The sequence below is a fragment of the Geodermatophilus sp. SYSU D00525 genome (assembly GCF_054050475.1).
Map to the genome: position 1 here is coordinate 1 of NZ_JBJGZK010000037.1, position 16,321 is coordinate 16,321.

Genomic DNA, 16,321 nt, shown 5'->3' on the forward strand with positions numbered 1-16,321 from the left:
CGGCCCCCTCGCGGGGGCGGGGGGGCGGTGGTGGGGGGGGCGGGGCGGCCGGAGGGCCGCCGCCGGCGCCCCCCGCCCCCCCGCCCCCCCCCCCCCCCCCCCCCCCGCCCGCGGCCGCCGCGCCCCGGGGAGCCCGGCTGGCGGGCTCCCCGGCCGCGGCGGCCGGCGGGGCGGTCGGCCTGCTCGGGCCCGGCCCACTCCGGGGCCGGGCCGGACCAGCCGGTCACGGGGTCGCTCAGAAGTCGACCGGGTCAGCGGCCGGGGCGTCGACCTGCGGGCCGATGCCCAGCTTCTCCTTGACCTTCTTCTCGATCTCGTCGGCGAGGTCGGGGTTGTCGCGGAGGAACGCGCGGACGTTCTCCTTGCCCTGGCCGAGCTGGTCGCCCTCGTACGTGTACCAGGCGCCGGACTTGCGGATGAAGCCCTGCTCGACGCCGGCGTCGATGAGCCCGCCCTCGCGGCTGAACCCGACACCCCACAGCAGGTCGAGCTCGGCCTGCTTGAACGGGGCAGCGACCTTGTTCTTGACGACCTTGACGCGGACCCGGCTGCCGACGGCCTCGGTGCCCTGCTTGAGGGTCTCGATCCGGCGGACGTCCAGGCGCACCGACGAGTAGAACTTCAGCGCGCGGCCACCGGTGGTCACCTCGGGCGAGCCGTAGACGATGCCGACCTTCTCGCGCAGCTGGTTGATGAAGATCGCGGTGGTGCCCGAGTTGTTCAGCGCACCGGTGATCTTCCGCAGCGCCTGGCTCATGAGGCGGGCCTGCAGACCGACGTGGCTGTCACCCATCTCGCCCTCGATCTCGGCGCGGGGCACGAGGGCCGCCACGGAGTCGATGACGATGATGTCGAGCGCGCCGGAGCGGATCAGCATGTCGGCGATCTCGAGGGCCTGCTCACCGGTGTCGGGCTGGCTGACCAGCAGTGCGTCGGTGTCGACGCCGATGGCCCGGGCGTACTCCGGGTCGAGCGCGTGCTCGGCGTCGATGAAGGCCGCGATGCCGCCGGCGGCCTGGGCGTTGGCCACCGCGTGCAGCGCGACCGTGGTCTTGCCGGAGGCCTCCGGGCCGTAGACCTCGATGATGCGGCCGCGGGGCAGCCCGCCGATGCCGAGCGCGATGTCGAGGGCGATGGAGCCGGTCGGGATGACCTTGATCGCCTGGGCGGTGCTGTCGCCCAGGCGCATGACCGAGCCCTTGCCGAACTGCTTGTCGATCTGGGCGAGGGCCATGTCGAGGGCCTTGTCGCGGTCGAGCGTTGCCATGCTGCTCACCTTCGGGAAGTCGCGTGTCGTGGAGTCGATGCGGTGTCGGAGGCGACGCTAGGTCGGGGGTCTGACACTTTCCGGTGACCGTCCGGGCCTGTGGAGGGACGACCTCCCTGTGGACGTGCTCACAGTATGACGAACAGGTGTTCGAGTCGAGGGGACACGCGCGGACGGCCGGCTCCGGTCAGACCAGCCCGTGCGTGTGCGCGAACACCGCCGCCTGCGTGCGGTCGCGCAGGCCCAGCTTGCCCAGGATCCGGGCCACGTGCGTCTTCACGGTGAGCTCCGACAGCACGAGCGCCGCGGCGATCTCGGCGTTGGACTCCCCGCGGGCCACCGCGCGCAGCACCTCCCGCTCGCGGCCGGTGAGGGACGCGACGCGCGGGTCGGGCGGGGTGCCCGCCGGCAGCCGGTGCGCGACCGTCTCGAGCAGGCGGCGGGTCACCCGCGGCGACACGGCGGCGTCCCCCCGCGCGACCGCCCGCACCGCCCGCAGCAGCTCGGCGGGCTCGGCGTTCTTGGGCAGGAAGCCGCTCGCCCCCGCCCGCAGCGCGGCGAAGGCGTACTCGTCGAGGTCGAAGGTGGTGAGCACCAGGACCCGGCCGGGCAGCTCCTCGGCGACGATGCGGCGGGTGGCCTCGACGCCGTCCACGCCGGGCATCCGGACGTCCATCACCACGACGTCGGGGCGCAGCTCGCGGGTCAGCCCGACCGCCGCCGCGCCGTCCCCGGCCTGCCCGACGACCGTCAGGTCCTCCTGGGCCTCGAGCACCATCGACAGGCCGGCGCGCACGAGCGGCTCGTCGTCGACGAGCAGCACGCGCGTGGTCACGGGGCCGCCACCGCGGTGCCGTCCTCCTCGGCGCGGGCGGCCGCGAGGGGCAGGACGGCGGCCACCCGCCAGCCACCGCCCGGGCCTGGCCCGGCGTCGACCGTCCCCTCCCAGGCCGCGAGCCGCTCCCGCATGCCGACCAGCCCGTGGCCGGTCCGGTCCGGGGGGACACCGGGGGCGCCGTCGTCGGTGACCACGACGGTGAGCCCGGTCGCCCGCCAGTCGAGCCGGACCTCGGCCGACCGCGCGCCGCGGGCGTGCCGCAGCGTGTTGGTCAGCGCCTCCTGCACCAGCCGGTGGACGGCGAGCTGCGCGCCGGCCGCCAGGGGACGCGGCCGGCCGGTGACCGTGAGCACCGTGGGGAGCCCGGCGGCGCGCACCTGCTCGACGACGCCGGTCAGGTCGGCCAGGCCCGGCGCCGGTGCGCGCTCGGCCGGGTCGTCGTCGGTGCGCAGGACCCCGACGAGCCGGTGCATCTCGGCGAGCGCCTGCCGGCCGGTCGCGGCGATCTGGGCCACCGCCTCCCGGGCCTGGCCGGTGCCGGGGGCGAAGCCGGCGCCGTCGGCCAGCGCCGTCATGACCGAGAGGTTGTGCGCGACGACGTCGTGCAGGTCGCGGGCGATGCGCGCCCGTTCCTCGACGACGGCGACCCGCGCCCGGGCGTCGCGCTCCCGCTCGGCGCGCGCGGCACGGTCCTCCAGCGCCTCCAGGTAGGCGCGCCGGGTGCGGCGGTCGCGGCCCACGACGGCCGCGGTGACGGTGACCGCGGCGAGCGGGACGACGGCGGCCCCGCCGGGGCGGCCGGCCAGCGCGGCTCCGCCGGCGACCAGGGGGACGACCAGGCAGGTGGCGACGGCGGCGGCGGCCGCCGGCGGGTCGCAGCGGTCGACGACCCACACGAGCAGCAGCAGCACCGCCGCCCCGGCCGGCAGCAGGTGGCGCGGGTCGAGACCGTGGGCCAGCCACCAGCCGACGACCACGGCCACGCTGGCCGTGAAGGCGGGGAGGGGCGCCCGGGCGCGGGCCAGGGCGGGCGCCCAGGCCAGCAGCGTGACGACGACGTCGGCAGGGGTCGGCCCGCCGAAGCGGACGAGCGGGCCGACGGAGAGGACGGCGCCGGCGACCACCGGTCCCACCGTCCCCACCGCCGACCGCACCCGCACGGGCGCCATCGTGCCCCTCGCCGCCCCGCGGGACCCTGGTCTCACGCGTCCCGTCGGCGCACCGTGACCACCGCGGCCGCGTAGAGCACCACCAGGTAGCCGCAGAGGACGGCGTAGCCGGTCCACGGCGCGAACCCGTCGGACCCGGGAGCGACCTGCAGGACGCTCGACCCGGCCTGGCCCGGCAGCCACCGCACGACGTCGGGACCCCAGCTCGAGGGCAGCAGACCGCCGAGCACCGGCAGCAGGAAGACGATCCCGAACAGGGTGCCGACCGCGCCGCCGGTGGAGCGCAGCAGCCAGCCCAGCGCGGAACCGAGCACCCCGATCGCCGTCACGTACAGCCCGGCGCCCAGGACGGCGCGGGCCACCCCGGCGTCGGTGAGGGACACCCCGGCGTCGCCGAGCGCGGCCTGGCCGACGAGGAAGGCGGCCAGGGCCGCCAGGCCCGTGGTCACGAGGGCCACGGCGGCGAGCACCACGGCCCGGGCCAGCAGCACCGGCCAGCGCCTCGGCACGGCGGCGAAGGTGGCCCGCACGGCGCCGCTGGTGTACTCGCCGGTGACCAGCAGCACGCCGAGCACCCCGACGGCCAGCGCGGCCGGGCGGTACCCGCCGAGGCTCAGCGCGACCGGGTCGGCCAGGTCCAGGCCGGGCGGGCCGCCCTGCCCGCCGGGGCCGCCGGACTCCGCGGTCGAGGTGAACAGCAGCCCGAACAGCACCATCGCGGCCGACGCCCCGCCGAGCACCCACCACGTGGTGCGCAGCGACCGGACGGCCACCCACTGCCCGGCCAGCAGGCTGCCGCCGGCCGGGCGGCGGTGACCCGTCGCCAGGAGGGCGCGGTCGGGACCGAGGGTGTCGGTGGTCATGCCAGGACCTCCCGTCCGGCGTCGGTGCGGTACTCCCGCTCGTCGCGGGTCAGGTCCATGAAGGCCTCCTCGAGGGAGGCCGACACCGGGGTCAGCTCGTGCAGCGCGATCCCGGCCCGGGCGGCCCGGTCGCCGATCTCGGCGGCCGCCAGCCCGCGGACCTCGACCAGCCCTCGCTCCGCGGAGTCCAGCACCACGCCGTCGCCGGCCAGCAGGTCCACCAGCTCGGCCGCCCGCGGGCTGCGGACCCGCACGGACGAGCCGCCGGCCCGCCGGAGGACGTCGGCGGTCGGCGCGTCGGCGACCAGCCGCCCGCGGCCGAGGACGACGAGGTGGTCGGCGGTCACCGCCATCTCGCTCATCAGGTGCGAGGACACCAGCACGGTCCGCCCCTCGGCCGCCAGCCTCCGGGTGAGGGTGCGGATCCAGAGGACGCCGTCGGGGTCGAGGCCGTTGACCGGCTCGTCGAGCACCACCGTGGCCGGGTCGCCCAGCAGGGCCGTCGCCACGCCCAGGCGCTGGCCCATGCCGAGGGAGAAGCCGCCGACCCGCCGGCCGGCCACCGCCGTCAGCCCGGCGAGGTCCAGGACGGTGTCGACCCGCGACCGCGGCAGCCCGGCCGTGGCGGCGAGCATGCGCAGGTGGTCGCGCGCCGTCCGCCCCGGGTGTGCCGAGCGCGCCTCGAGGAGGGCGCCGACGGTGCGCAGCGGCGCGGGCAGGTCGGCGTAGCGGCGCCCGTCGACCCGGACGGTGCCGGCGGTCGGCCGGTCCAGGCCGACGACGACGCGCATCGTCGTCGACTTGCCGGCGCCGTTCGGGCCGAGGAAGCCGGTCACCCGCCCGGGGCGGACGGTGACGGTGAGGTCGTCGACGGCGGTCCGGCGGCCGTAGCGCTTGGTGAGTCCCTCGATCTCGATCACGCGGTCGACGCTAGGGAGCGCGACGGCCCCCGCGCGTCGGCCGGCAGGACGGACTCCGGCCCCCGCTCCTGCTCCGTGCGGAGTACGCCCGCGGGTCAGCGCTCCTTCGGGGGGACCTCGTACTCCTCGCAGATCGCCAGCCACACGCGGCGCACCGGCACGCCGGCCTCGATCGCGTCGACCGCCGAGCGGCCCCCGAGCACGGAGAACACGTGGTCGCGCGCCACGCTCTCCGCCCGCATCGACCCGAACTGGGTCTCCAGCCGGGACCAGAACTCCTGCAGGCGCACGCCTCGACGCTAGCGCGCGTCCCCGTCGGCCGAGGCGGCCGCGTGGTCGGCGATCCCCGCCCGCAGCCGCCGGACCAGCGCCGCCGGGTCGTCGGCGGCCAGCCGCAGCTCGGTCACCGGACGGCCGCCGGTGCGGGCCAGCGGCAGCACCAGCGGCGTCCGCAGCTCGACGTCGACCTGGGTGGAGGAGACGACGGCGACCGACACCGCGCGCCGCTCCCCCTCCTCCGCGACGACGACCGTGCGCGAGCCCTCGACGCTGCGCCGCCGCACGCGCGCCGCGGCGACCTCCTCCCACGGCACCCGGACGTCGACGGTCCAGCCGCTGCGCACCCGCAGCCCCGCGGCGTCGACGGTGTGCGGGTGGACGCGCTGCCCGGCGAGCATCCCGACCATCCACAGCAGCCCGTAGACGCCGAGGACCGCCACCGCGACCCGCAGCGACTGCCACGGCAGCAGCCAGTCGACCAGCGGGATCTCGACCGCCGACAGCACGATGAACGTCCACATCACCGGGGCGGCCGCGGAGGCGTAGGGGAAGGCGTCGGCGCCGGCCGGCACGTCGGGACGGCGGCGCACCCACCGCCACAGGCTGCGCCAGGTGCCGAGCTCGAAGGCCACCGCCCGGCGCACCAGCTCGCGGGCGGTCACGGCGCCTCCCCCGCGGCCGCGCCGCCCGGGACCAGGGCGCGCAGCCGCTCCAGGACCTCGTCGAGGGCGGACACCAGCCCGTCGAGGCGGTCCGGCGCCAGCCCGCCGAACAGCTGCTCAGCGAGCTGCGCCTGCCCCGCCGCCATCTCCTCGAGCAGCCGCTCGGCGCGGGCGGTGGGGGTCACCAGGGTGGCCCGCCGGTCGGTGGGGTGCGGCTCGCGGGTGACCAGACCGGCCTCGGCCAGCCCGTCGACCAGCCCGGTGACGTTGCGGGCGCTGACCCCGAGGGCGTCGGCCAGCGCGCGCTGGGTGCTGGGGCCGGCGGCGCGCAGCCGCCACAGCAGCGTCGTCCGGGCGACGGTCAGGCCCTCGGCCGCCAGCGACGTCGTCAGGTCCCGCCCCAGCAGGACGGTGACCTCCAGGACCCGGTCGAGCGCCGCGACCCGCACGTCCCCCATCGTGAACCTCCTGCACCGTGAAGTGTCTTCACGATACAGGACGGGCCTAGGCTGGAGGCGTGTTCCCCAGCACGGGCTCGGCCACGTGGGACGTCGTCCTCGAGATCGGCATCGCGGTCTGCCTGCTGATCACGCTGGTGATGCTGTGGCGCAACATGCGCGGCCACTGAGGGGACACCGAGGCGGTCAGCGCCGCAGCCAGACCAGCGCCAGCGGCACCACCAGCGCCGCGGACAGCCCGGCGACCAGGCCGAAGCCGCCCAGCGCCAGCAGAGGGCCGCCGACGGCGCCCGCGACTGCCGCGCCCAGGCCCATGAGCAGGTCCGCGCCGCCCTGTGCGGTCGGCCGCACCTCCGCCGGCACCGCCTCGGTCACCAGCGTGGAGCCCGCGATCAGCCCGCACGACCAGCCCAGCCCGAGCAGCAGCAGGCCCACACTCAGCCGGCCCGCGGCCTCCGGCGGCGCGGTCCCGGCCAGGCCCGCGGCGGCGAGGAGCAGCGCCCCGCCGAGCGCGACCGTCGCGCGCCGGCCCACCCGGTCGGCGAGCCACCCGACGAGCGGGCTGAACAGGTACATGCCGGCCACGTGCACGCTGATGACCACGCCGACCAGGCGCAGCGTCGTCGCGTCGTCGTGCCCGCCGGCGGCACTCCCGGCATGGCCCATGTGCACCGGCGTCATGACCATGACGCCGACCATCGCCGCGTGGGAGACCACCACGGCGACCAGGCCGAGCCGGCCGCCGGGGTCGGCCCACACCGCCGCCAGCGCGCCCCGGGTGGCCCGCCGCGGGCGGTCGGGCGCCGGCCCGCCGCCGTCGGCGAGCCGGCGGGCCAGCAGCAGCGGGTCCGGGCGCAGGGCGAGCCACAGCCCGGCGGTGACGACGGCGAACACGGCGGCGGACACGACGAAGCCACCGCCGAGTGCGGGCAGCGCGAGCGCGCGCCCCAGGTCGGCGCCGGGCGCGGCGAGGTTGGGGCCGAGGACCGAGCCGACCGTCGTCGCCCAGACGACCAGCGACAGCGCGCGGCCGCGCCGCTCGGGGACGGCGAGGTCGGCCGCGGCGTAGCGCGCCTGCAGGGTGCACGCGGTCGCCGCGCCGAAGGCGAACAGCCCGACCAGCAGCAGCGGGAGCGAGGACAGCGCCGCGGCGACGACGGTGACCACCGCGCCGCCGACGGCGACGGCGTACCCGGCGGCCAGCCCGGCCCGCCGCCCGGCCCGGTCGGAGACGCGCGCGAGCGGGACGGCGAGCACCGCGGCGCCGAACACGCCCATCGTCTGCCCGAGCCCCGCGGCGGCGTCGCTGCCCGACACCTCCCGCACGAGCAGCCCGCCGACGGTGATCCCGACGGTCACGCCGAGGCCGCCCAGGGCGACCGCGCCGGAGAGCACGGCGACCGTGCGCCGCTGCACCCGGCCGACGTCGGCGGCCGCCTGCGTCGTCACAGGCCCAGCGACCGGCCGATGATCTCGCGCATGATCTCGTTGGTGCCGCCGTAGATCGACTGCACGCGGGCGTCGCGCCAGGCCTTGGACACCGGGTACTCGTCCATGTAGCCGTAGCCGCCGTGCAGCTGCAGGCAGCGGTCGGCGACCTTGTTCTGCAGCTCGCTGGTCCAGTACTTGGCCATCGCCGCGTCGACGGCGGTCAGTTCGCCGGTGCCCAGTTGGCGCACGCACTCGTCGACGAACGTCCGCGCGACCGTCGTCTCGGTGTGCAGCTCGGCGAGGACGAAGCGGCTGTTCTGGAAGCTGCCGACCGGCCGGCCGAAGGCGGTCCGGCTGGTCACGTACTCGAGGGTCCGGGCGAGCACCGTCTCGCAGGCGGCCACCGCGCCCACGGCGATCGACAGCCGCTCCTGCGGCAGGTTCTCCATCAGGTGGGCGAAGCCGCGGTTCTCCGTGCCGAGCAGGTTCTCCGCCGGCACCCGCACCTGGTCGAAGAACAGCTCGGCGGTGTCCTGCGCCTTGAGGCCGACCTTGTCGAGGTTGCGGCCGCGGGTGAAACCGGGCATGCCCCGCTCGACGACGAGCAGGCTGGTGCCCTTCGCGCCGGGGGCGTCGGGGTCGGTGCGCGCCACCACGATCACCAGGTCGGCGTTGATGCCGTTGGTGATGAAGGTCTTGGCGCCGCTGAGCACCCACGAGTCGCCGTCGCGGCGGGCGGTGGTGCGGATCGACTGCAGGTCGCTGCCGGTGCCCGGCTCGGTCATCGCGATGGCGGTGACCAGCTCGCCGCGGCAGAAGCCGGGCAGCCAGCGCTGCGCCTGCTCCTCGGTGCACAGGTCGCGCAGGTAGGGCGAGACGACGTCGTTGTGCAGGCCGAAACCCAGGCCGCTCGCGCCGACCCGGGTGACCTCCTCGTCGAGGACGGCGTTGTAGCGGAAGTCCCGGACCCCGCCGCCGCCGAACCGCTCGTCGATGTCCATCCCGAGCAGGCCCTGCTCGCCGCCGGCGAGCCACACCTCGCGCGGGACGATCCCCTCGCGCTCCCACCGGTCGTGGAACGGCGCGACGTTCTTCTCCAGGAAGGTGCGGACCGTCTGCCGGAAGTCCTCGTGCTCGGCCTCGTAGAGCGAGTGGCGCATGCCGGGCAGTGTGCCGCACGCCACCCCCGGGCCGGGCGCACGCCGCCCACCTCCGGCGTCGGCGCAGGTGAGCGGACTGTCGTACCCGCGGGGACACTGGACACGTGCCCGCTCTCGACCGGTTCTCCGCGCCCACCCGGGCCTGGTTCACCGGCGCCTTCGCCGAGCCCACGGCGGCCCAGGAGGGCGCCTGGGACGCCATCAGCAGCGGCGAGCACGCGCTCGTCGTCGCCCCGACCGGGTCGGGGAAGACGCTGGCGGCCTTCCTCTGGTCGCTGGACCGGCTGACCAGCACGCCGCCGGCCGACGAGAGCCGCCGCTGCCGGGTCCTCTACGTCTCGCCGCTCAAGGCGCTGGCCGTCGACGTCGAGCGCAACCTGCGCGCGCCGCTGGCCGGCATCGGGCAGGCGGCCATGCGGCTGGGCCTGCCGCGCCCGGACATCACCGTCGGCATCCGCTCCGGCGACACCCCGGCCGACGAGCGGCGGGCGTTCACCCGGCGGCCCACCGACATCCTCATCACCACGCCCGAGTCGCTGTTCCTCATGCTCACCAGCTCCGCGCGGGAGGCGCTGCGCGGGGTGGAGACGGTGATCGTCGACGAGGTGCACGCCGTCGCCGACAGCAAGCGCGGCGCGCACATGGCGGTCTCCCTCGACCGGCTCGACGAGCTGCTGGACCGTCCCGCACAGCGGATCGGCCTGTCGGCCACGGTGCGCCCCATCGAGGAGGTCGCCACCTTCCTCGCCGGCGGCCGGCCGGTGCGGGTGGTGCAGCCGCCGGCGGGCAAGGAGTGGGACCTGTCGGTCGTCGTCCCGGTCGAGGACATGAGCCAGCTGGGCCAGCCCACCGGCGAGCTGGAGGGGTCCGCGGCCGGGGACCAGCCGCGGGCGTCGATCTGGCCCGCGGTCGAGGAGCGGGTGCTCGACCTGGTCGAGGCGCACCGCAGCACCATCGTGTTCGCCAACTCCCGCCGGCTGGCCGAGCGGCTGACCAGCCGGCTCAACGAGATGGCCTACGAGCGGGCCACCGGCGAGGCCGTCCCGCCCGGCACCAACGCCGCGGCGCTCATGGCGCAGGCCGGCTCCGGCGGCGGCGCCCCCGAGGGCGTGCAGCCGGTCGCCGCGGCCCACCACGGCTCGGTGTCGCGGGAGCAGCGCGCGATCGTCGAGGAGGCGCTGAAGTCCGGGCGGCTGCCGGCGGTGGTGGCGACGTCGTCGCTCGAGCTCGGCATCGACATGGGGTCGGTCGACCTCGTCGTCCAGGTCGAGGCGCCGCCCACCGTGGCCGCGGGCCTGCAGCGGGTCGGCCGCGCCGGGCACCAGGTCGGCGCGGTCAGCCGCGGCGTGCTGTTCCCCAAGTACCGCGGCGACCTCGTGCAGTGCGCGCTGGTCGCCGAGCGGATGAAGGCCGGCGCGATCGAGTCGATCCGCTACCTGCGCAACCCGCTCGACGTGCTCGCCCAGCAGATCGTGGCGATCGTGTCCGAGGGCCCGAGGACGGTGGAGGAGGTCGGCGCGCTGCTGCGCCGGTCGGCGCCGTTCTCCGGCCTGCCCGACTCCGCGCTGCACGCCGTCCTCGACATGCTGGCCGGCCGCTACCCCTCCGACGCGTTCGCCGAGCTGCGGCCGCGGCTGACCTGGGACCGGGTCACCGACACCCTGACCGCCCGCAGCGGTGCCCAGCGGCTGGCGGTCACCAGCGGCGGCACCATCCCCGACCGCGGCCTGTTCGGCGTCTTCCTCGTCGGCGGCGAGGGGGCCGGCGGGCGCCGGGTCGGCGAGCTCGACGAGGAGATGGTCTACGAGTCGCGGGTCGGTGACGTCTTCCTGCTCGGCTCGTCGTCGTGGCGGATCGAGGAGATCACCCACGACCGGGTGCTGGTCTCCCCCGCCCCCGGCCAGCCCGGGAAGATGCCGTTCTGGCACGGCGACGCCCCCGGCCGGCCGCTGGAGCTGGGCCGCGCGCTCGGCGCGTTCCTCCGCGAGGTCGGCTCGGCGACGCCGGAGAAGGGCCGCGAGCGGGCGCAGGCCGCCGGCCTCGACGACTGGGGCGCGGCCAACCTGCTCGCCTACCTCGCCGAGCAGAAGGCGGCCACCGGCCACCTCCCCGACGACCGCACGCTGCTGGTCGAGCGGTTCCGCGACGAGCTCGGCGACTGGCGGCTGGTCGTCCACTCCCCCTTCGGCGCGCAGGTCAACGCCCCGTGGGCGCTCGTGCTCGCCGCCCGGCTGCGCGAGCGCTACGGCGTCGACGTCGCGTCCATGCACTCCGACGACGGCATCGTGCTGCGCCTGCCCGACACCACCGGCGAGCCGCCCGAGGCCGACCTCGCCGTCCTCGACCCCGACGACGTCGAGCGCGAGGTGACCGCCGAGGTCGGCAGCTCGGCGCTGTTCGCCAGCCGCTTCCGCGAGTGCGCCGCCCGCGCGCTGCTGCTGCCCCGCCGCGACCCGCGCCGCCGCACGCCGCTGTGGCAGCAGCGCCAGCGCGCCGCCCAGCTGCTGAGCGTGGCCAGCGACTTCTCGTCGTTCCCGATCACGCTCGAGGCCGCCCGCGAGGTGCTGCAGGACGTCTACGACGTGCCCGGCCTGGTCGAGCTGATGCGCGACGTCCGCTCGCGGCGGGTGCGGGTGGTCGACGTCCAGACGCAGGCCGCGAGCCCGTTCGCGCAGTCGCTGCTGTTCGGCTACGTCGGGCAGTTCCTCTACGAGGGCGACGCCCCGCTGGCCGAGCGCCGCGCGCAGGCGCTGGCGTTGGACACCGGCCTGCTCGCCGAGCTGCTCGGCCGCTCGGAGCTGCGCGAGCTGCTCGACGCCGAGGCCCTGGCCGAGGTGGAGCGCGAGCTGCAGCGGCTGCCGGCCGAGCGGCACCCGCGTGACGTCGACGGCGCCTCCGACCTGCTGCGCGGCCTGGGCGACCTCACCCCCGCCGAGGCGGCGCAGCGCGGCGTCCCCGCGGAGTGGCTGGAGGAGCTGGTGGCCTCCCGGCGGGCGATCGTCGTGCGGATCGCCGGCGAGGAGCGGCACGTCGCCATCGAGGACGCGGGCCGGCTGCGCGACGCGCTGGGCACCGCGCTGCCCGTGGGCGTCCCCGAGGCGTTCACCGAGCCGGTCGCCGACCCGCTGGGCGACATCGTCGGCCGCTACGCCCGCACGCACGGCCCGTTCCAGCCGGCCGAGGTCGCCGGCCGGCTCGGCCTGGGCGTCGCCGTCGTCACCGCCACCCTGCAGCGGCTGGTCGGCACCGGCCGGCTGGTCACCGGCGAGTTCCGGCCCGGCGGCACCGGCCAGGAGTGGTGCGACGCCGAGGTGCTGCGCTCGGTGCGCCGCCGCAGCCTGGCCAAGCTGCGCCAGGAGGTCGAGCCGGTGCCGATCGGCACGCTGGCCCGGTTCACGCCGGCCTGGCAGTCGGTGGGCAGCCGGATGCGCGGCGTCGACGGCGTCCTCGCGGTGGTCGAGCAGCTGGCCGGTGCGCTGGTGCCGGCCAGCGCGCTGGAGACGCTGGTGCTCCCGACCCGGGTGCGCGACTACTCCCCCGCGATGCTCGACGAGCTGACCAGCGCCGGCGAGGTGCTGTGGGCCGGCGCCGGCGGGCTGCCGGGTGGCGACGGCTGGGTGAGCCTCGTGCCCGCCGACCTCGCTCCCCTGCTGCTGCCGGACACCCTCGAGCTGCCCGAGCAGGGCGGCGTCGGGTACGCCGTCCTCGAGCAGCTGTCGGCCGGGCAGGCGGTGTTCTTCCGCGGGCTGTCCGACAGCGTCAGTCAGGCTGTCGGGTCCACCGACGACACCGCGCTCGCCGACGTCGTCTGGGACCTGGTGTGGGCCGGGCTGCTCACCAACGACACCCTCGCCCCGCTGCGCACCCGGCTGGCCGGCGGCGGCACGCACAAGCGGGCACCGGCGCCACCCCGCGCCCGCGTGGACCGCACCCGCTACGGCCGCACCCGGCTGGGCCGCCCGGCGATGCCCAGCCGCACCGGCCCGCCCACGGTCGCCGGACGGTGGTCGCGGCTGCCCGACCGGGAGGGCAACCCGACCCGGCGCACCACCGCCCGCGCCGAGGCGCTGCTGGAGCGGCACGGCGTGCTGACCCGCGGCGCGGTCATGGCCGAGCAGGTGCCCGGCGGGTTCTCCGCCGTCTACCCGGTGCTGCGCGCGTTCGAGGAGAACAACCGGGCGCGGCGCGGCTACTTCGTCGAGACCCTCGGCGCCGCGCAGTTCGGCACGGTCGGCGCGGTCGACCGGCTGCGCGCGTTCGCCGTCCCCGACCGCACGCCCGAGGGCGCGGTGGTGCTCGCGGCCACCGACCCGGCCAACGTCTACGGCGCCGCCCTGCCGTGGCCCGACCGCACCGGCCCCGCCGACGGCGAGTCCGCCGAGCAGGTGGCCGTCGACGTCGGCGAGGGCACCGGCGGCGGGAAGCGGGCCGGCGGGCACCGCGCCGGCCGCAAGGCCGGGGCCCTGGTCGTCCTGGTCGACGGCGAGCTGGTGCTCTACGTCGAGCGCGGTGGCAAGTCGCTGCTGTCGTGGACCGAGGACGAGCAGACGCTCAAGGAGGCGGCCACCGCGCTGTCGGGCGCCGTCGCCGCCGGGGCGCTGGGCCGGATGGTGGTGCAGAAGGCCGACGGCGCCTCGGTGCACCAGGACACCCCGCTGTCGTCCGCGCTGCAGGCCGCCGGGTTCGCGGCCACCCCGCGCGGGCTACGTCTGCGGGGGTGAGCCTCCGCGGCTGACGGGAGCCGGTTCGCCCCGGGCGCGTACCGTGGACCGTCGCAGTACGTGAGGGATCGAGGGATACAGACATGGCAGCCGGCACGGTCCGCTGGTTCGACGCGGACAAGGGCTTCGGGTTCATCGAGCCGCAGGACGGCGGGGACGACGTCTTCGTCCACTTCTCGGCCATCGAGGACACCGGTGGCTTCCGGACCCTCGACGAGGGCCAGCCCGTCGAGTACGACGCCACCGAGGGGCCGCGCGGCCCGCAGGCCGAGCGGGTGCGCCCGACCGGCGGCGCCCCGCGCGGCGGCCGCCGCGACGACCGCGGGGGCCGCGACGACCGCGGGCGGGACGACCGCGGACGGGACGACCGGGGGCGGGGCCGGGCTCCGCGCGGCATCGTCGTGCAGGGCACCGTGGCGCGCTTCGACGCCGACCGCGGCTTCGGCTTCATCGTCCCCGAGGACGTCTTCGTGCACGTCTCCGCGGTGACCCGCGGCGGCGACCTCGAGGAGGGCGACCGGGTCGAGTTCGAGCTGGTCGAGGGCAACCGCGGCCTGCAGGCCGACTCCGTGCGGCTGCTGCCGTCCGCCCCGCGCCGCGGCGGCTACGACCGCCCCGCGCCGCGCGACCGCCGTGACGACCGCCGTGACGACCGCCGGGACGACCGCGGCGGCCGGGACCAGCGGCCGGCCCGAGCCCCGCGCGGCGGGGACGCCGGCGGTGACGCCGAGGGCACGGTGCAGTGGTTCAACGCCGAGAAGGGCTTCGGCTTCATCACCCCCGACGACGGCGGCGACGACGTCTTCGTGCACTTCTCCGAGATCGAGGACGACGGCGGCTACCGCGAGCTCGAGGAGGGCCAGCGGGTGGCGTTCACCCGCACCTCCGGCGCCCGCGGCACCAGCGCCAGCGGCGTCCGCCCGCTGGGCTGACGACGATCCCGCCGGGCCCGCCGCCGCACCAGGTGGCCCGGCGGGGTCAGCGGCGGCCGCGCAGCCAGGGGGCGAACCAGCGCGACAGCCGCGGCATGACCACCTGGCCGAGCAGCACGACGACGACGGTCGCCGACAGCAGCAGCCGCGCCGGCAGCGGCCAGGACGTGACGTGCGGGGCCACGAGCAGCTGGAAGGCCAGCGTGATGGCGAAGACCGCGGCGATCGTCAGTACGGTGAGCCGCCAGCGCGGGCCCGGGCGCGGCGGGGTGAGCGCGGTGAAGAAGCTGTCCAGCCCGGCGACGCGGGCGTAGTCGGCACCCTCGGCGAGGTGCTCGACGCGCTCGAGCGCCTCCTGCCGCTGCGCCGAGCGCTCCCAGCGGGCCAGCGACTCGCCGTCGGCGAAGCGGTAGACCAGGTGGTAGCGGGTGGAGCCCGGCCCGGGCCGCAGCAGGCTGGTGCCCAGGTTGCCCGGGAAGGCCGCGGCCAGGCCGAGGACGTCGTCGGCCCAGCGCTCGAACGCGTCCCGCTGGTCGGGCCGCACGTCGCGGGCGACGGTCACGGTGACCGGCTCGCCGGCGGCGGTCAGGTGCGCGGGCGTGGTGCTCGCGGGGACGGGACGTCGCTGCACGGCTGCTGCAGCGTCTGCGCCGGGCGCGCGCTTCCCGCCGCCGGGGTGACGTCCCTCGCTCCCGAGCAGCGCGGATGCGCGCAGGGGACACTGGGGAGGTGCCCGAGGGAGACACCGTCTGGCTGGCGGCCAAGCGCATGAACACCGCGCTGGCCGGCCAGACGCTGCGCCGCGGCGAGCTGCGGGTGCCGCAGCTGGCCGCCACCGACCTGAAGGGCCGCACGGTCCGCGAGGTGGTCCCCCGCGGCAAGCACATGCTGACCCGGTTCACCGACGGCTGGACGCTGCGCACCCACTACCGGATGGACGGCAGCTGGCACATCTACCGCAAGGGCGCGCGGTGGCGCGGCGGGCCGGCGTTCTCCATCCGCGCGATCCTCGCGACCGACCAGTGGGACTGCGTCGGCTACCGGCTGCACGACGTCACGATGGTCCGCACCACCGACGAGGAGCAGGTCGTCGGCCACCTCGGCCCCGACGTCCTCGGGCCCGACTGGGACCTCGACGAGGCGCTGCGCCGGCTGCGGGCGCACCCCGACGAGCAGATCGGCGTCGCGATCCTCGACCAGCGCAACCTGTGCGGGCCGGGGAACCTCTACAAGGTCGAGGGCCTGTTCGTCTGCGGCGTGCACCCGTGGATGCGGGTGGCCGACGTCGAGGACCTCCCGGGGCTGGTCGACCGCACCCGCTCCCTGATGCTGGCCAACCGCGACCGGCCCGAGCAGAGCACCACCGGCGACCTGCGCCGCGGCCGCGACCACTGGGTGTACGGCCGCAAGGACAAGCCCTGCTACCGCTGCGGCACCCCGATCCTGCGCGGCGACCAGGGCCCGGACCTGCAGGAGCGGATCACCTACTGGTGCCCGACCTGCCAGGCCACCGACGCCCCCGTCGACCCGGCGGCGCGCACCGGCGAGCCCGGTCGCCCGCCGCCGCTGGCGAACGCGCACTAGAGAAGCCGCGGGCCCGGCTCCCGGGGGAGCCGGGCCC

Annotated in this window: 14 protein-coding genes; 3 read left to right on the forward strand and 11 right to left on the reverse strand. The window is 76.7% G+C overall.

What is annotated here, in order from left to right; all coding sequences use genetic code 11:
- Window positions 1-235 precede the first annotated feature (235 nt).
- The 10 genes from recA to ACI796_RS21380 form a co-directional block, all read right to left on the reverse strand.
- Window positions 236-1,267, reverse strand: coding sequence for a recombinase RecA (gene recA / locus ACI796_RS21335; RefSeq protein WP_456943219.1), 1,032 nt, complete (start codon window positions 1,265-1,267; stop codon window positions 236-238).
- A gap of 187 nt (window positions 1,268-1,454) precedes the next feature.
- The gene (locus tag ACI796_RS21340; protein ID WP_456943220.1) at window positions 1,455-2,102 is read right to left on the reverse strand and encodes a response regulator; all 648 of its coding nucleotides are present in this window, start codon (window positions 2,100-2,102) and stop codon (window positions 1,455-1,457) included.
- Window positions 2,099-3,265 carry a sensor histidine kinase gene (locus ACI796_RS21345; protein ID WP_456943221.1) on the reverse strand — a complete coding sequence of 389 codons (1,167 nt, stop codon included), beginning with the start codon at window positions 3,263-3,265 and terminating at the stop codon, window positions 2,099-2,101. The genes ACI796_RS21340 and ACI796_RS21345 overlap by 4 nt, the downstream gene beginning before the upstream one ends.
- Before the next feature lie 41 nt (window positions 3,266-3,306).
- On the reverse strand, window positions 3,307-4,137 hold the full coding sequence (locus ACI796_RS21350) for an ABC transporter permease subunit (protein WP_456943222.1): 831 nt from the start codon (window positions 4,135-4,137) through the stop codon (window positions 3,307-3,309).
- Complete coding sequence (locus ACI796_RS21355; RefSeq protein ID WP_456943223.1) at window positions 4,134-5,057, reverse strand: ATP-binding cassette domain-containing protein; 924 nt, start codon at window positions 5,055-5,057, stop codon at window positions 4,134-4,136. The genes ACI796_RS21350 and ACI796_RS21355 overlap by 4 nt, the downstream gene beginning before the upstream one ends.
- Window positions 5,058-5,152: 95 nt before the next feature.
- Window positions 5,153-5,347 (reverse strand): DUF3046 domain-containing protein, encoded by a 195-nt coding sequence (locus ACI796_RS21360; RefSeq protein WP_456943224.1) that lies wholly within the window; start codon window positions 5,345-5,347, stop codon window positions 5,153-5,155.
- A gap of 9 nt (window positions 5,348-5,356) precedes the next feature.
- Window positions 5,357-5,998, reverse strand: coding sequence for a hypothetical protein (locus ACI796_RS21365; protein WP_456943225.1), 642 nt, complete (start codon window positions 5,996-5,998; stop codon window positions 5,357-5,359).
- Window positions 5,995-6,456: a MarR family winged helix-turn-helix transcriptional regulator gene (locus tag ACI796_RS21370; protein WP_456943226.1), complete on the reverse strand. Its 462-nt coding sequence runs from the start codon at window positions 6,454-6,456 to the stop codon at window positions 5,995-5,997. The genes ACI796_RS21365 and ACI796_RS21370 overlap by 4 nt, the downstream gene beginning before the upstream one ends.
- A 186-nt stretch (window positions 6,457-6,642) precedes the next feature.
- Window positions 6,643-7,905, reverse strand: a complete 1,263-nt coding sequence (locus ACI796_RS21375; protein ID WP_456943227.1) for an MFS transporter — start codon at window positions 7,903-7,905, stop codon at window positions 6,643-6,645.
- Window positions 7,902-9,047: an acyl-CoA dehydrogenase family protein gene (locus tag ACI796_RS21380; protein ID WP_456943228.1), complete on the reverse strand. Its 1,146-nt coding sequence runs from the start codon at window positions 9,045-9,047 to the stop codon at window positions 7,902-7,904. The genes ACI796_RS21375 and ACI796_RS21380 overlap by 4 nt, the downstream gene beginning before the upstream one ends.
- Before the next feature lie 104 nt (window positions 9,048-9,151).
- Here ACI796_RS21380 and ACI796_RS21385 point away from each other — a divergent pair, with 104 nt between their 5' ends.
- Complete coding sequence (locus tag ACI796_RS21385; protein ID WP_456943229.1) at window positions 9,152-13,768, forward strand: ATP-dependent helicase; 4,617 nt, start codon at window positions 9,152-9,154, stop codon at window positions 13,766-13,768.
- An 83-nt stretch (window positions 13,769-13,851) separates the two neighbouring features.
- Window positions 13,852-14,700, forward strand: a complete 849-nt coding sequence (locus ACI796_RS21390) for a cold shock domain-containing protein (protein WP_456943230.1) — start codon at window positions 13,852-13,854, stop codon at window positions 14,698-14,700.
- Window positions 14,701-14,746: 46 nt separating this feature from the next.
- Here the strand turns inward: ACI796_RS21390 and ACI796_RS21395 are convergent, their stop codons facing one another.
- Window positions 14,747-15,331, reverse strand: coding sequence for an antibiotic biosynthesis monooxygenase (locus tag ACI796_RS21395; protein ID WP_456943231.1), 585 nt, complete (start codon window positions 15,329-15,331; stop codon window positions 14,747-14,749).
- Between the two features lie 98 nt (window positions 15,332-15,429).
- Between ACI796_RS21395 and ACI796_RS21400 the strand changes: the two genes are divergently transcribed.
- Window positions 15,430-16,284, forward strand: a complete 855-nt coding sequence (locus ACI796_RS21400; protein ID WP_456943232.1) for a DNA-formamidopyrimidine glycosylase family protein — start codon at window positions 15,430-15,432, stop codon at window positions 16,282-16,284.
- Window positions 16,285-16,321: the final 37 nt, after the last annotated feature.

Bases quoted from the DNA above. Each gene is read 5' to 3' on its own strand.
- recA (WP_456943219.1), bottom strand. From the start codon at position 1,267: ATGGCAACGCTCGACCGCGACAAGGCCCTCGACATGGCCCTCGCCCAG.
- ACI796_RS21350 (WP_456943222.1), bottom strand. From the start codon at position 4,137: ATGACCACCGACACCCTCGGTCCCGACCGCGCCCTCCTGGCGACGGGT.
- ACI796_RS21380 (WP_456943228.1), bottom strand. From the start codon at position 9,047: ATGCGCCACTCGCTCTACGAGGCCGAGCACGAGGACTTCCGGCAGACG.
- ACI796_RS21390 (WP_456943230.1), top strand. From the start codon at position 13,852: ATGGCAGCCGGCACGGTCCGCTGGTTCGACGCGGACAAGGGCTTCGGG.
- ACI796_RS21370 (WP_456943226.1), bottom strand. From the start codon at position 6,456: ATGGGGGACGTGCGGGTCGCGGCGCTCGACCGGGTCCTGGAGGTCACC.